Annotated in this window: 10 protein-coding genes; 3 read left to right on the top strand and 7 right to left on the bottom strand. The window is 54.2% G+C overall.

Annotation, left to right across the window (positions count from 1 at the left end; translation table 11 throughout):
* Positions 1–27 precede the first annotated feature (27 nt).
* Positions 28–1,737: a hypothetical protein gene (locus tag RIB44_08335; GenBank protein ID MEQ8616587.1), complete on the top strand. Its 1,710-nt coding sequence runs from the start codon at positions 28–30 to the stop codon at positions 1,735–1,737.
* Here the strand turns inward: RIB44_08335 and RIB44_08330 are convergent.
* From RIB44_08330 to RIB44_08320, 3 genes are all read right to left on the bottom strand, one after another.
* A complete protein-coding gene (locus RIB44_08330; protein MEQ8616586.1) occupies positions 1,734–3,155 on the bottom strand; it encodes a BNR repeat-containing protein in 1,422 nt (473 codons plus the stop codon). The genes RIB44_08335 and RIB44_08330 overlap by 4 nt on opposite strands.
* Positions 3,156–3,352: 197 nt before the next feature.
* Positions 3,353–4,735, bottom strand: a complete 1,383-nt coding sequence (locus RIB44_08325; GenBank protein MEQ8616585.1) for a sulfatase-like hydrolase/transferase — start codon at positions 4,733–4,735, stop codon at positions 3,353–3,355.
* Between the two features lie 117 nt (positions 4,736–4,852).
* On the bottom strand, positions 4,853–6,256 hold the full coding sequence (locus tag RIB44_08320) for a sulfatase (protein MEQ8616584.1): 1,404 nt from the start codon (positions 6,254–6,256) through the stop codon (positions 4,853–4,855).
* A 328-nt stretch (positions 6,257–6,584) separates the two neighbouring features.
* On the opposite strand from RIB44_08320, the gene RIB44_08315 reads away from it, so the two are divergent.
* Both RIB44_08315 and RIB44_08310 read left to right on the top strand, forming a co-directional pair.
* Complete coding sequence (locus tag RIB44_08315; GenBank protein MEQ8616583.1) at positions 6,585–8,051, top strand: sulfatase; 1,467 nt, start codon at positions 6,585–6,587, stop codon at positions 8,049–8,051.
* A 25-nt stretch (positions 8,052–8,076) separates the two neighbouring features.
* Positions 8,077–10,227, top strand: coding sequence for a sulfatase-like hydrolase/transferase (locus tag RIB44_08310; GenBank protein ID MEQ8616582.1), 2,151 nt, complete (start codon positions 8,077–8,079; stop codon positions 10,225–10,227).
* Positions 10,228–10,246: 19 nt separating this feature from the next.
* Here RIB44_08310 and RIB44_08305 read toward each other — a convergent pair whose 3' ends face one another.
* From RIB44_08305 to RIB44_08290, 4 genes are all read right to left on the bottom strand, one after another.
* On the bottom strand, positions 10,247–11,080 hold the full coding sequence (locus RIB44_08305) for a TIM barrel protein (protein MEQ8616581.1): 834 nt from the start codon (positions 11,078–11,080) through the stop codon (positions 10,247–10,249).
* A gap of 82 nt (positions 11,081–11,162) precedes the next feature.
* Positions 11,163–12,275, bottom strand: a complete 1,113-nt coding sequence (locus tag RIB44_08300; GenBank protein MEQ8616580.1) for a Gfo/Idh/MocA family oxidoreductase — start codon at positions 12,273–12,275, stop codon at positions 11,163–11,165.
* A gap of 44 nt (positions 12,276–12,319) precedes the next feature.
* Positions 12,320–13,372 (bottom strand): TIM barrel protein, encoded by a 1,053-nt coding sequence (locus RIB44_08295; protein ID MEQ8616579.1) that lies wholly within the window; start codon positions 13,370–13,372, stop codon positions 12,320–12,322.
* A 74-nt stretch (positions 13,373–13,446) separates the two neighbouring features.
* Complete coding sequence (locus tag RIB44_08290) at positions 13,447–14,661, bottom strand: hypothetical protein (GenBank protein ID MEQ8616578.1); 1,215 nt, start codon at positions 14,659–14,661, stop codon at positions 13,447–13,449.
* Between the last annotated feature and the right edge of the window lie 60 nt (positions 14,662–14,721).

The raw sequence follows: 14,721 nt of genomic DNA, 5'->3' as shown, positions 1-14,721 counted from the left end.
ATTGGATGTAGCGAGAGGCGAATACCAATGACAGACCATTCAAGATTGAAACTACCACTACTTGCCTGTGTAAGCTGGATTCTGCTTGCAGTCAGTGCAAACAGCTTCGGCCAGAGTTTGCTCTACACCGAAGGGCCGGGGGTCAACCCGCCCTTTGAAGACATTCGCGATGACATTACCAATGGCTACGCGGGTACCACGATCGACGTGAACAATGCGTTGGTGGAAGGTGGTCTCTACGGTTCGTTGGGTGTGCAGAGCAATCTCCGCTTACACACGCTCGCCAATAGTTCGCTCAGTGAGAGCACTTTCGGAAACTGGAGCCGTTGGTATCAGACCGATGGGGCCACACAAATTTTTCGATTGTTCCCTGGCGAGGAGAACGTCCGTAATAGTCGGCCTCTAGCGGCTCGTGTCGAAGCTTTCGATGCCAACACGAATTGGAATGTGAGCGACGGAGAATGGCACGATTGGGTTGCGCGTTACACGATCATTAAGCCTATCAATGCAGCAATCTTTCAGGCGAAGGATAACGACGACGAGGCTTGGTCCGTGCATCTGAACATGAACGCGGACGGAAGCGTCGACGTCACCCATCGACGTCCGTTGCCTGGGCAGCCCAAAACGCAGCGGCTAGTGGATAACGCCATCGGTCAGCCCTTTGATGTGCGAGTTCGCGATAACGGCCTCGACTACGAAGTTTACTTTGGCGACCAATCCGAACCGTTCGCTGCCGGCCAATATGTTCGTAACGCGGATCCTGGGGACAATTCTGACACACGCTTCCGCTGGGGGATCTACGTCGGAGCCCAAGAGGTCACCAGCGAAGCGATGATTTTTGTGAGCCATGCGACCGTGGATTCAGGGATCCCCATTCCCGATGGTCCGCAGCCGATGCCGGGTACGCTGTTGGCTGGCTGGGATACGTTCAGCGGTGGGGGCTCATCGCCGGTAGGCGCTTCGCAGACGGCAGCAGGCATTACGGCTTCGTTTGTTTCAACTTCCGAAGGGATTTCCTGGCACACAACCGACGAGCGTGGTGCCAGTGCCGACGGTGATTGGGGAAGTTTTGCTGGACCGCCAACAGCGGACACCTCGGTCGCTGACACGAACAATCAAAACCTCGAACTCTCCAACGCGACAACCGGCGGGACGATCACCTTCACGCTCACGAATACGAGTTCTACAGACATCGAACTAGACAGCTTTCATTTCGACGCATACGCCTTTCGACCGAATGCTGCTCGAACGTACGAGTTGAGTGTGGCCTCGGGGGACATCACCAACGGCGTGATTTACACTTCGGCTGCAGACGAAATTACGACCGTCTCTGGTGCCTGGGATAATAGTGCTCACGACGATATCGATCACTCCCTTGCCGACCTTGCGGACAGCACCCTTGAAGCTGGAGGCAGTGTCGATTTTCTATTAACGTTCTCCGGCGGTGCGGGAGATGGGTCGGGGGGCCATGACCTTTGGGTTGATAACATTGCCGTCACGGGCACGTTCGATTCACTCCCTGGCGACTTTGACAACGATGGCTACGTCGATGGTTCTGATCTCCTGCAATGGCAAAGCAGCGAGACGACGCCAGGCGGATTAACCGCGTGGGAAGGCAACTATGGTTCGTCAGCCTCGGTGGTTTCTGCAGCCGCAGCGATTCCTGAGCCCACGACAGTCGTCTTGGCAGGTGGGCTAGTTTTGCTACTCGCCTCTTGCCGAAAAGCTCGTCGTTAATCTTTCAGTCGGTAATCGATCACCCTAAGTGGCGCAGGGAAGCCATCAACGGGCTCTGAGGTTTTCGTTCTGATGAGTCTGTCGGGTTCTTCCTGGATATAAAGCGAGAGGAATCCCTCTTCTTGCCAGCGATCATAATCCAAGACGGCATCGCCGTAGCAGGATTGATGTTGTGGGAGATCAATGGCTGTCCACGTCCAATTGTCCTTCTCAGTTGATGGGGTGCCCCTGGCGAGTAGCAACTGATTCTCATCGGTGTAGGTGAGAACCAGTGAGCCATCCTTCGCCCCCACCAACTTGGGGCGATCTCCTGTGAACGAAAGTTGTTTTCCGGACCAAACTCCTGTGGCGCTTCGCCAGTAGTGGTGGTAGCTACCGTCCAGGGTGCCTGCAGCGCGATGACGCAAGACGATGTGGACGCTTCCGTCTGGATAAGCATAGTGCGTGTTCGAATTGGCCAGGCCGGAACCCCGCGGGATGGGCACAACTACAAGACCTGGAGAATTCAGATGCACGGGACGATCACCGATTCTGCCGATTAGCTCACCCGCGGAGTTGTGCCATGTGCGGCCGTGGTCGTCGCTGTAGATGTAGCAGATATCGTGCTGATTTCGCGGATGGGTCCGCTCGAAGAGATCACGCCAAACCCAGGAGGCATGAAGCCGCTGGCCTGCATAGGACAAGGAGTTTATGTAAGGGCAGCGAGCGGTGCTCGTTTCATCGCCGGCAGTGTAGGTACCGATGTCCCGTGCGATGAATCGTCCAAGGCCGGGCGTCCAGTCATGCTTCTCGCCATCGTACTCCTCGATCATGCCGTCGCCGTTGCCCGAAGTGACGGCTCGGTAATAAAGCATCAGGTTGCCATCCGGCGTGCGAAAAAATCTTGGATAAGTCACCCGCTCGGCGGGTTTCACACTCCCGAGCGTGTGCAAGACGGGTCCAAACAGGTCGACAGTCCAATCGGTAGTTTCTGGATTGTGGGCGGCCCCAAGTTTCGAGACACGGTAGTTCAGTGGTGACGCGTGATGATCGAAGGCCATGTGAATGGTGCCATCTCGCTCGCAAATCCCGATAACGGCAGTATTGTGTGAGTCGTTGGATTCAAAACGATGATCCTCAAACTGAATGATCTCCCAATTGCCTTTGGGTAGCTTTCGACGGCCAAGGCAAACACGTCTTTCATCATCGAAGTAGGTGACGTACTGATAGCCGCGAAAAGTTGTGAGTGGAGTTTGCTGATGCGTCCGACCGTTGGCGGTGCCGGAGAATCGGGCGGCTGGGCCTTCCGCGAATGTGAGGGTCTGCGCATCGACGGTTGATTCGCCGATCAGCTCGAGGGTTCCTTCCGCAAGTGCGAACTCTGCGAACTGCAACCAAAAGCCGACTATTAGTGTCAAACTCCAGACGTGAATTGGCATGAACGCTCTAATCTGACCCATTTCGACCTCGATTAAGCTTTTCGGTACTCATAACTTACTTCTCGGTCGATTCTTATGGCTTCTACTTACCCAGGGTAGGTCAACAGCTCGCTGGGGCTCGCTATTGACTGACCCTGGGCTCTAGGATGCAATCCCTTCGGGATAGTACTCGGATACTTCCATGCAACTGACGATTCTTAATCTCGATGCTTTTCTAGTAGTTGCACAAAGCTGCTGTGTACATCTGGGTACTGCTTAGACAGCTCTTTGGTTTCACCTGGATCGGTCACAATGTCGTACAACTCCACAGCAGCGTCTTTGCCGTATTTCACGGCCTTCCACTTGCCGCGTCGGGCTGCTTGGAAGACCTCGCCTACGACGCCTGAGTTCGGGTCTCCGGCCTGCTTGCCGAACTCCCAGTAGAGTGTGCGCTCTGGGATTGGTGCTGGATCATCCTTCAGAACGCCACGGATCGAAACGCCATTGGTTCTCACACGCGGCACAGTTTCTAGTGAAACCCCGGCAACCTCTGCAAGTGTTGGCAGAACATCGGCAAATGCCCAAGGAGTGTCATCGACTCTTGCCTGAGTGATCGACTGCGGCCAATGAACAATCATTGGGACGTGGATTCCGCCGTCGTAGACGTCGCGCTTCATTCCCCGATACGGCTTCGACGCTTCGAAGAATACGGGGTCCCCACCACCTTCATCGTGAGGTCCATTATCAGAAGTAAAGAAAATCAACGTTTCGTCCAAGATCCCCTGTTCCTCTAGTGCTGCAACGATCTGACCTACGTAGTCATCCAAGGACGTCACCATACCAGCAAGCGTTGCCTTGGGCCGCTCGACTGGTTCCGGGTAGTACCATGCGTACTTGTCGCTTGGCTTGCCGCCCGACATGCCAGTGTAAGGTATCTCCTGAAACTGGTCCTTGTAGCCGTCAACGTATTTCTGCGGGGCTGCCAACTCAGCATGGGGTGATGAGTATGCGAGCATTACGAAGAAAGGGTTGTCGTGCGGCTCGTTGATGTAGTTGATTGCTTCTCTGGTGAACAACTCTTGAGCGTAGGCACCTTTTTTGCCGCCTTCGTTCGCTGTGATTCGCAGTTTCTTGCCGTCACGCCATAGGATATGAGGATACTGACGATGGCCTTCGAGAATCGAATACATGCCAAACCAGGTGTCGAATCCCATCGCAAGTGGGTCGGTTACGCCCATCTGTGAACCGATTGAGTACTTGCCAAACAGTGCCGTATCGTAGCCCGCATGCTTCAGAACATGAGCCATCGTGACATCGATCTCGCGAAGCTGAACCGTATTAGAGTTGTTCTCCATTAGACGGCCGTCGCGGCCCGTGAACAGCGACACACGCGATGGGGAGCAGACCGTGTTGCCTGAATAAGCCTGGGTGAATCGAATCCCTTGGCTCGCTAGCCGATCAAGATTCGGCGTCTTGATGGGAGTGTTTCCGTAGCAACCAAGCTGGTTGAAGCCGAGGTCGTCGGCGAGGATGAAGATGATGTTCGGTTTTCGCGTTCCCTCGTCTGCTCGCGCGTCTATGTCACATAGCGCGCATGCCATTGCAGCTAGACACATTCCCATGAAAAACGAACGGACCACTAGCCTGCAAACGCAGCTGACATTTAATCTGATACTTTGCGGTTCGTTGGTTATCATGAGTTTTCCGAAACTGAATGATTATGGTCGCGGCGCCTCGGCGTCACATAGTCGTCGTAATCGATCTGCCATTTCCTGCCACTGCTTACTCGCAATGAGGTTGTGTTGCTCAAGCGGATCGGCATCAAGGTCAAACAATTGCTCGAACACCGGGCTCTGCTCGGGGTAGCGGACGTACTTCCAGCGTTCCGTGCGAATGCCTTCGGTCCGTGGAATTGGCAGACGTTTCTTGTCTTCTGGCGTGTAAGTATGTTCGTAATAGAAGTGAGATCGCCACTCTGGTTTTTTACCGTGCAGCAGCGGCAGCAGGCTTCGTCCTTCCATCGTTTCTGGGACGGTCAGTCCAGCAAGGGAAATAATGGTCGCTGGAATGTCTAGGCTGAGAACGAGTTCGTCTCGTTGTGCAGACGATTGTTGCTTGGGACGAGGGTCGTAGATAATCAGAGGTACGCGAATGCTGCTCTCGTACATCAGCCACTTGCCAGTCAACCCATGATCGCCCAGGTGGTCCCCGTGGTCGGAAGAGAAGATGACCACAGTGTTTTTGTCTAATCCTAAACGCTTGAGCGCGGCAAGGATTTCTCCCACGGCTTGATCGGCACGGGTAACGGTCCGGTAAAACGTGCGCAAATACTGCTGATGGCGATCTCGGTTCGCAAGGAACTCGCTACTGCTTGATGCGTTTAGCGAATTGCGAATGAATGGAGGTTGTTTTTGGAAATCCTCTCTCGTGAATGTTGGCGATGGTGGTAGCTCCACATTCTCGTAGGGGTCCTCAACGTTTGGATCGAAATAACTGAACGGGCCATGAGGCTCCTTGAAGGCGACCGTTAGGCAGAACGGTCTGTCGTCTTCCTCCTCAAAGAAATCAATCGCCTTCTCGGTCATCACGCTTGTGAGGTATCGGGGTTCGCCGTTGACCGATTGCTTGAATGAAATACTCTGCGGAAATCCATACCAGGTGTCGAACTCAGACTTTGGTAAGGCCTCCTCGGGATGCATGTTGGGATTTCCGATGGCGTATTTTCCTAGGTAGCCAGTTCGATAGCCGGCTCTTCGCAGTAGTGCTGGATAGGTATTGGCAAACGCCTCCTTCGAGAGCGGCGCGCGAAAATCTTTGATGCCATGACGATGCATTGGCTGACCTGTCATCAGGCATGCGCGATTGCTGCAACAAATCGCAGTCGTCACGAAAGCGTTGTTGAACACCGTCCCGCGACGCGCAAGCGTATCTAAGTTAGGAGTCTGAATCGCTTGGTTGCCCGAGTAGCCCGTGCAATTCGCCGGCTGGTCGTCTGTGAAGAGGAACAGAATGTTTGGGCGTTGGCTGAGAGGTTCAGTCGGCTCAGCGTGGCATTGAGGATGCGTTAGTCTTGATACTGCCAGCAAGACAGAAAGAAGGCTTGCAAAGGGAATCTTCTTCATAGATTGACTTGTCTCTGACTTCAGCTGCTCTACGGGCCTCAGGGGCGGGACCGACTAGGGAAAAAGAGGGGCAACCTGACCGACGAACAAGAATACCCCCGAGAATACGACACTACCGAGGACTAATGGACAAACTATCCTCAAAGAATTCACGGTTCTTTTCGAGAAAATGAGGTAACGTCAACGGACAGCAATTATGCAAGAATCATTGCGGATAGCATGAGCTGAGCTAGTTACAGGCGCTACAGTTGCTGTCCAGAATACTCGATTCGGAACGTGTTATTGGCAGGCTTTCCCTAGAATCGCTGCCGACTTGCGGAATCAAATTATGAAGTTGTGGAGAGAATCTCGAGTCGCTTGCACTCTCTTGTTGCTCTTCTGCGCACTCACTTTCACTTGGTTCACTTCGGCATGCGCTCGTCCTAATGTTCTGTTCATCGCCGTTGACGACTTGAATGATTGGGTCGGGTTCCTTGATGGCCACCCTCAAGTCCAAACTCCAAATATGGATCGTTTGGCGAAGCGGGGGGTAGTCTTCTCCAACGCTCACTGTGCCGCGCCGCTTTGCGGACCTTCGAGAGCGGCGATTTTTTCTGGAATGCAGCCATTCCACTCGGGCGTGTTCAACAATCAACAGCAGATTCGCAAGCTGAAGCCTGATTTAGTACTTTTGCCACAGTATTTTAAGAATCACGGGTATCGGACTCTGGGCACCGGGAAGTTAATGCATCGTAAATTCAAAGATTTGTACGACGAGTCTTTCTTCACGGAGCAACGCTGGAGCCCATACGCGGACAAGTATCCGCAAGATAATGTTGAAATGCCTCGCTTTCCCCTGCGTCCTCTGAACGAGATGCCGAACGATCGGCAGCAACTCCAGCCCGGTCGGTTCAGCTCGTTTGACTGGGGGGCTGTTCCCGTTTCCAGTGACGAAATGGGTGACGGCAAGGTCGCCCGTTGGGCGGCGGAGCGTTTAGTTGAAGACCCAACCTCGGATGCGCCATTCTTTCTGGCGGTGGGGTTTTACCGACCGCACATTCCCTTGTACGCGCCGCAAAAGTACTTCGATCTTTACCCCGCTGAGTCCACGGTCGTCCCCGAGGTGCCTTCCGACGATCTAAACGACTTAGGCTCCGAAGCGATTGAGTTATCTCACTCCATTCAAACGGCCGGGTTGCACAAGAGCGTACTTCAACACGACCAGTGGAGGAATGCTGTCGCTGCCTACTTGGCTTGTGTTACGTTTGTTGACGAGCAAGTTGGCCGTTTGCTGAAGGCGCTCGATGAGGGACCGCATGCAGAGAACACCATTGTGATTCTCTGGAGCGACCACGGCTGGCATCTTGGGGAGAAAGAGCACTGGGGCAAAACGACCGGCTGGGAACGCTCGACGCGAGTTCCTCTGATGATCATATCCGCCAAGTCGAAAAGCGATGGCTGCAAAACGGGAAGTCGTTGTGATGAGCCCGTGGGACTGATCGATCTTTATCCAACTTTGATTGAAATGTGTAGCCTTCCGGCTAAGTCCGAACTAGATGGCGAATCCCTGCTTCCCCAGTTAAAACGTCCCCAAGCGAAGACCAATCGCGTAGTCCTATCGACCGTGAAGAAAGGAATCTACTCCGTCCGCAGTAGGCACTGGAGGCTTATTGAGTATTCGGATGGTTCCAGCGAACTGTACGATCACCGAAGTGATCCGCAGGAATGGCGAAATCTTGCCGATGATGAGCGCCACCGCGATGTGATAGAAAAACTGAGCGATGCGATTCCCAACCATGTTCGCCAAACAAAATGACCCAATTGACGGAAGAACGATAATAATGAAACGACTTCTGAGCTCAACGCTTTTGTTCCTACTCGGCTGCTGCTTGAGCGGTCCCCTCCAAGCCGGGGAATTCGACCCACAGCAACAACAGTGGTATCCGCGCTACAGTAAACAGCCCAATGCCCCCAAGCCGGAGGATATGCTGCTCAATACCGATGCCGAACCGGCACTGTCTGACGGGTTCGCTACACTATTCGACGGTAAGACACTCGACGGCTGGACGCCACGAGGCGGGAAGTGCAAGTTTGAAGTCCGGGACGGACTGCTTGTCGGCACCTGTGTTCGGGGCTCGGAAAGCACCTATCTATGCACCGAACGCGCCGACTTCACGGACTTCATTTTCACCTGTGATATGAAGTGGGAGGTTGAAGGGAACAGCGGCGTGATGTTTCGCGCCCGATCGAAGCAAGACAAAAAGAATCAGGAGATCGTCTATGGTCCTCAGGCGGAGATGGAAGAGTTCTCCAAGGACCGAGACTGGTCAGGTGGGATCTATGGCCAAAGTTGCGGCGGTTACTTCTATCCGTTGTGGCTGAAGGAACATAAGAAGGCTCGTGCGGCACAAAAGAAGGACGGCTGGAACCGGATCACCATTTCTGCGAAAGGCAACGTGGTCAAGACCTGGATCAACGGAGTGCCGGCAGCTCACTGGGTTGACAAAGGGGATTACCCCAAGGGCTTCTTTGGGCTGCAAATCCATAAGGGTGCTAAAGGCACTGTCCTCTGGAGGAATATTCGCATCAAGGAATTACGCGGCGAGCGTAACCAGGAATCGAACGAGACACCAAAGGTCACTCAGGAGAGCGATCCACCGCCCAATGTTGTGCTCATTCTGTCCGACGATCAGGCGTGGACGGACTATGGCTTTATGGGGCACGAAGCCATCGAGACCCCGCACCTCGATCAGCTAGCGCGTGAAAGCGTAACGTTTCGACGCGGCTACGTGCCAACGGCCCTCTGCCGACCCTCTTTAATGACTCTGGTGACCGGGCTCTACGCCCATCAACACGGCGTCACGGGCAACGATCCGGCCGACACGGCAGCGAACCGTGCGCATCAGCAACGAACGAAGGTCCATCCACGCGAGATGTTGATCTCGAACATCGACAAGCACCCTGTGTTACCTAAGGTGCTGGCGGAGCAAGGGTACCTAAGTTTTCAATGTGGCAAGTGGTGGGAAGGCAACTACAAGCGGGGCGGATTCACCCATGGCATGACCCGCGGCTTTCCAGAGCGAGGCGGGCGTCACGGGGATGATGGACTCAAGATCGGCAGGGAAGGTATGGAGCCGATCTACGAATTCCTCGACACAGCAACCGCTGCCGAAAAGCCATTCTTTCTCTGGTATGCCCCTTTTCTGCCGCATGCTCCCCATAATCCGCCTGAGAGACTACTGAAGAAGTACAAGAAAGAAGGCCGGCTCGATTCAGTGGCCGCCTACTACGCGATGTGCCAGTGGTTCGACGAAACCTGCGGGCAACTGCTCACGCGGCTTGAAGAAAGGGGCCTCGCTGAGAACACGCTAGTGATCTACGTCACCGACAACGGATGGATTCAAGGTCCAACCCTCAATCGCTATGCCGCACGCTCGAAACAAAGCCCCTACGAGGGTGGCGTGCGGACGCCGATCATGTTCCGCTGGCCGCAGCAATTTCAACCGGCGGACCGCGAAGAACTCTGCAGCAGCATAGATATTGTGCCAACTATCCTTGCCGCGGTCGGCGTAGAGATCCCTGAGTCGATGCCGGGGATGAATCTGTTGCCCCATCTTGAAAGCGGTCAAGCGATTGAGCGTGATGTGATCTATGGCGAGACGTTCTCGCATGACGTTGCGGATCTCGAAAATCCAGAAGCCTCTCTGTTGCACCGCTGGGTCATCCGCGGTCACGACAAGCTTTTGCTCACTTACGATGGACAGAATGGGCGAAGGAAATTTCCCGCCAAGAGCGGCGAGCCTCAACTGTTCGATTTGCAGGCAGACCCGACAGAACAGGAGAACTTAGCGACGAAGCACCCGGCGAAAGTCACGAAACTTCGTGGTCTGCTCGACGATTGGTATCAGGTTCGCGAGCGTACCGTCGATGCGGTATCCAAGGAGAACTCTACCGCTAAAAAGTCAGCTCTTAAGACAAGACTGTCTCGTTGAGAGCCATTGAGAGCCATCGTCAGACATCGCACAGACTCACAGCCTCTCGGAAACTCTCGACCGGATCGCCTGAAGGGATGAACTCCTGGCCGACAAAACCTTGATAATCGAGTTCTAATAGCTTCCGCATGACAGCCGGGTAGTTGATTTCCTGATTTTCGTTAATTTCATTTCGTCCAGGGACTCCTGCGACATGCACATGACCAAGGAGTTCTGCGTTCTCTTCCAAGCGTCGCAGAATGTCGCCATGCATGATTTGAACATGGTAAGCGTCGAATAACACCTTGATTCGAGGGGATCCGACTCGGCGAATAATCGAAGCCACATAGTCAATGTCATCGCCCTGATATCCTGGATGCCCTTTCATCGGATGACTCTCGTCACGTGTGCTTAGATGCTCAACACAGACTGTCACGCCTTGCGATTCAGCGTAAGAAGCGAGTTCTTTCAATCCTGCGACGCAGTTATCGGCCCCCTCTTCGAGCGAGATTTCACCGCTTGTAGGATCTTCAGCATCGCGCCATTTGAAGCCGGTAAACGCGATAATGTTCGGGAAACCCGCTTGCCGGCACGCATCGATCGTACTTTTCGAGCGGTAGATTAGCTCCTCGTGATAGAGGCGATTGTTATAACCTTTGACAAAAGGCATGCCGGGCATGCCGATCAAAGTCATGGCACAGATTAAATCGTAACGCTTCAGAATGCCCCAATCTTCTGGGGCGACGATCTCGACCGCTTGGCAACCGAGCGACTTCGCCAGTTGGCAAGTCTCTTCAACTCCCCAGTTTTCGCTACTCGATTCCAAGCACCAGTGAACAATCGATTGCTTAATGCGACGATTCGTAACTGCCATCGATTAGGCCCTCCTGCGCTCGAGCACAACACACTTGGCGAGAGCCAAGCGTAATTTCTTCCTTAACGGCTAGACACGCAGACTAGACTTGAGTCCACTTCCCCTCGTCGTCGGATTTCAAGACCGCATCACAAACAGCTTGCGTATCTAAAGCACTGCGAAAGTCTGGCTGGCAAGGCTGCTGCTTTTCTAGTCCGTGGAGAAAGTCAGCGACTTGGTGTACGAAGCTGTGCTCGTAGCCGATGCTCAGTCCGGGTACCCACCAACGGTTCATGTAAGGCATTTCTCCCTCCGTCACGTGAATCGACCGCCAGGCACGCACTTGGGAGTCGTCGTTGTAGTCAAAGAACTCCAGGCGATTCAGATCGTGCAAGTCCCAACGCAGAGAGCCATGCTCGCCGTTGATCTCGAAAGTGAAGAGCGCTTTGTGCCCACGAGCATAGCGCGTGGACTCAAAGACGCCCAACGAACCGTTGTCGAAGTAGCATAAGAAAGCGCAAGCATCGTCGATTCCAACTTCCTGAATCTCCTTTGTTTCGGCATGCACGCGCTGGGTCACGAAGGTCTTGGTCATGGCACTGACATCAGTGATCTGCCCGTTAAGCCAAATGGCGGTGTCGATGCAGTGGGCTAGCAGATCGCCGGTCACCCCAGAGCCCGCCGCTGACGAATCCAGCCGCCAGGTGCCGGCCCCTCCCTGTGGCACTTCACTGGAGATCGTCCAGTCCTGTAGGAAATTGGCACGGAAGTGGAAAATTCGACCTAGTCGCCCTTCATCGATCAACTGTTTCGCAAGCGTGACCGCGGGAATTCGTCGATAGTTGTACCAAACCATGTTGGCGACGCCTGCTTCCTCCACGGCTTGGCACATCGCTTCGCCTTCCTCGGCGTTCATGGCCAAGGGTTTTTCGCAGAGCACCATCTTTCCTGCCTGTGCTGCGGCGACGGCAATCTCTTTGTGGAGGTTGTTCGGCACACACACATCGACGGCGTCGATGTCGTCTCGATCCAGTAGCTTCCGCCAGTCCGTTTCAGACGACTCGTAGCCCCATTGTTGAGCGAAAGCCTCTACTTGTTCTTTATCGCGACCACATGCTGCGCGCAGAACGGGGCGTAGCTTTAGGTCGGGAAAGAAATCGCTTACCCGCTTGTAAGCATTGGTGTGCGCACGACCCATGAAGCCGTAGCCGATCATGCCGATATTCAGGGTTTCACTCACTTTGATGCTCTTCTGTTAGGTTAAGTTGACGAGCCGTGTGCCTCTCGCACTTTGATCAAGGTGCGTAGGATGGTGTTCCACGTTTCAGGATTTAGCATGGTTTCATTCGGAAACATGCAGCCGTCCCAGCAGAGATGCTCGAACCGATTAGTGAGATTGCCTGACTCATCACGAAGCCAGTACCCGGCTGCACGAGGGATGTCCAGCTTGCCTGCCGAATCGTCCGGCAGGCAATGCTTGCCGGTCTTGTCGTGGGATCCTGAACCAAAAACCGTCGCGTCGTTCTGAGCTACATGAAAGTCGATCGTCCAAGGTCGGAGCGTGTCAGTCAGTGTTTTGTACTTCTCGTAGAATTGGGTCTCATCCTCCCAATCAAAACCTTGATCCAGCAAGGCATGTTCAGGCGCGTTGTAGCCCAGCAGATACAGCAGCGTATGAGCCATATCGGCTTGGAATCCTAGGGTCTGGGGACGGTCGACTCGCTCAAGCAGCTCAACCATATACTTCCAACTGTGCATGCCACCCCAGCAGATTTCTCCTTCAGCAGCAAGCCGTTCACCGTAGCCTTCGGCGATGCTGCAGGCCTCCTGAAACGTCTCCGCGATTTTCATCTGGTTCGTGTGCGGATCAGCCGACCAGCTTGCCGGATCGCAGGCGGAGTCAATGCGAACGATGCCGTATTGTCTCACGCCCAATCGTTTCAGTTCGGCACCGATGTGGCACGATTTTCTGACTTGGTCCAAGAACCGGGCTCGTTCCTCACGCGTCCCCATGGCTGACCCACCGCCGGTTGGCGGCCAAACTGGCGCGACCAAAGAGCCGACCACCAAGCCGCGATCGGTGACTTTCTTGGCCAGTTCTTCGAGTTGATCTGGTGAGGAATCGATATCGACATGTGGCGACAGCAAGAACAAGTCAATGCCGTCGAACTTCACGCCATCGACCTCTGCCGCCGCAGTCAGGTCGAGAAGCGTATCTAACTCAATCGGCGGCTCACTGTCGTCGCCCTTGCCAACCAGCCCAGGCCACGCAGCATTGTGGAGCTTGGGAAAGGAATTCACTTCCGTGGACATTCGGAACTCCAATATCTTCTATCACAACTTACGCAGAGAGATCGTACGAGAAGAGTTCACACCGGCCTGCAGTGCTATGCCAGTACTGGATTTACACCAGGACCAAAGTGCTTGAGCATGACGATGGGATCCGTCTTGCTGGGGTTGGTGATCACAATGCCTTCTTTCGCCGCCGGTTCGGAGACGAAATACTCATCGTGAGTGAGTTGCCCAAAGCGAATCAAAGAAGGCGTTTCGATATCCCAAGCTCCCAAGGTGCCATGGCCTTGCAGTACGATTAGCCCGTAGGCACCTTGGTCCTTGATGGTGACCGAAGCCCCCGGAAGTACCGTAAGCTCCTTGGCGCTGTAGGCTTCGCTGCGATAACAGATCCATTTCTCCTCATAGCCTTCGGCACGCATTTCGCTGAGATCGTTTACGGGAATCGGAGCCATGAAATGATTGGCTTTGAAGTTGGGGTCAACATTCTGCTCCCAGTCGAGAACCTCAACCAGATAGTCGAAGTTGCCCACTTGATCTTCGGGAGTATCTTTCCAGAGCAGTTCCTCGGGAATCACCTTGTCGTGGGAGACCGACTCGTACATCGCGAACACATCGGAAGCCTTCTGAGGTTCGTAAGTACACATGCTCCCTGGGGCGTGTAGGATCCCCGGAGGAATGTCCCAGCCGGTTCCGGGGGTCAAACAGTAGGCGGCTGAAAGGTCGGTGATGCGATTATCACCTTCGGTGAATCGCACGAGCGTCTCGCGAAGCTGGTCCTTGGTGACGCCTGGTGACAGGCCCATAAAGGTGTAAGGGAAATCACCGCCATGATTGTTCACTTGTGGAGGGAAGTAATACGCTTCCGGCTTCCCCTTGGCATGAACACGGGCGGCGTACTCATCGTTGTGGTGAATGTGGAAAGGGAGCGCACCCTGGTTGTCAAAAAACTTTGAGTACATGGGCCAGCATTGATGAGTATCCCAAAACTCTTCGCCGAGTAGTTGGCCTTTAAGCTGGTCAACGACATCACGCAGTGTCATCAACTGCGTGTTGCCGCCATCTTCAAAAGCAACATGACTGAGCCCCTCGTTCTTGCTTGTCAGCGGACCGTTGTCCGCGGGCGTTGTGGAAGAGAACCAACGCTCGTCAATGCCGCCGCGATTGGCGCCCAACGCATAGTAGTCGTCGGGGTGAAGCTTGATTCTTCTTCCAGGAATACAGAAAGACCGTGGTACCCAAGTGGGGGTCAATCGCAAGACTCCTTGCCCTTGATCTAGCGCCTTACCAGCACTGGCCGCCTCAGCCATAACGCTTCACTCCTGTGAAAAACTTGGCCTTTTAGATAAGTAAAGACGGGTGAAACCCGA

This window comes from Lacipirellulaceae bacterium (assembly GCA_040218535.1).
GTDB lineage: Bacteria > Planctomycetota > Planctomycetia > Pirellulales > Lacipirellulaceae > Adhaeretor.
This window is presented reverse-complemented; position numbering and strand designations above follow the sequence as displayed.

Excerpts from the sequence above, each read along its gene's own strand:
- RIB44_08325 (MEQ8616585.1), bottom strand. The coding sequence starts at position 4,735 with ATGGCATGCGCGCTATGTGACATAGACGCGCGAGCAGACGAGGGAACG.
- RIB44_08305 (MEQ8616581.1), bottom strand. The coding sequence starts at position 11,080 with ATGGCAGTTACGAATCGTCGCATTAAGCAATCGATTGTTCACTGGTGC.
- RIB44_08290 (MEQ8616578.1), bottom strand. The coding sequence starts at position 14,661 with ATGGCTGAGGCGGCCAGTGCTGGTAAGGCGCTAGATCAAGGGCAAGGA.
- RIB44_08300 (MEQ8616580.1), bottom strand. The coding sequence starts at position 12,275 with ATGATCGGCTACGGCTTCATGGGTCGTGCGCACACCAATGCTTACAAG.
- RIB44_08335 (MEQ8616587.1), top strand. The coding sequence starts at position 28 with ATGACAGACCATTCAAGATTGAAACTACCACTACTTGCCTGTGTAAGC.
- RIB44_08320 (MEQ8616584.1), bottom strand. The coding sequence starts at position 6,256 with ATGAAGAAGATTCCCTTTGCAAGCCTTCTTTCTGTCTTGCTGGCAGTA.
- RIB44_08310 (MEQ8616582.1), top strand. The coding sequence starts at position 8,077 with ATGAAACGACTTCTGAGCTCAACGCTTTTGTTCCTACTCGGCTGCTGC.
- RIB44_08315 (MEQ8616583.1), top strand. The coding sequence starts at position 6,585 with ATGAAGTTGTGGAGAGAATCTCGAGTCGCTTGCACTCTCTTGTTGCTC.
- RIB44_08330 (MEQ8616586.1), bottom strand. The coding sequence starts at position 3,155 with ATGCCAATTCACGTCTGGAGTTTGACACTAATAGTCGGCTTTTGGTTG.
- RIB44_08295 (MEQ8616579.1), bottom strand. The coding sequence starts at position 13,372 with ATGTCCACGGAAGTGAATTCCTTTCCCAAGCTCCACAATGCTGCGTGG.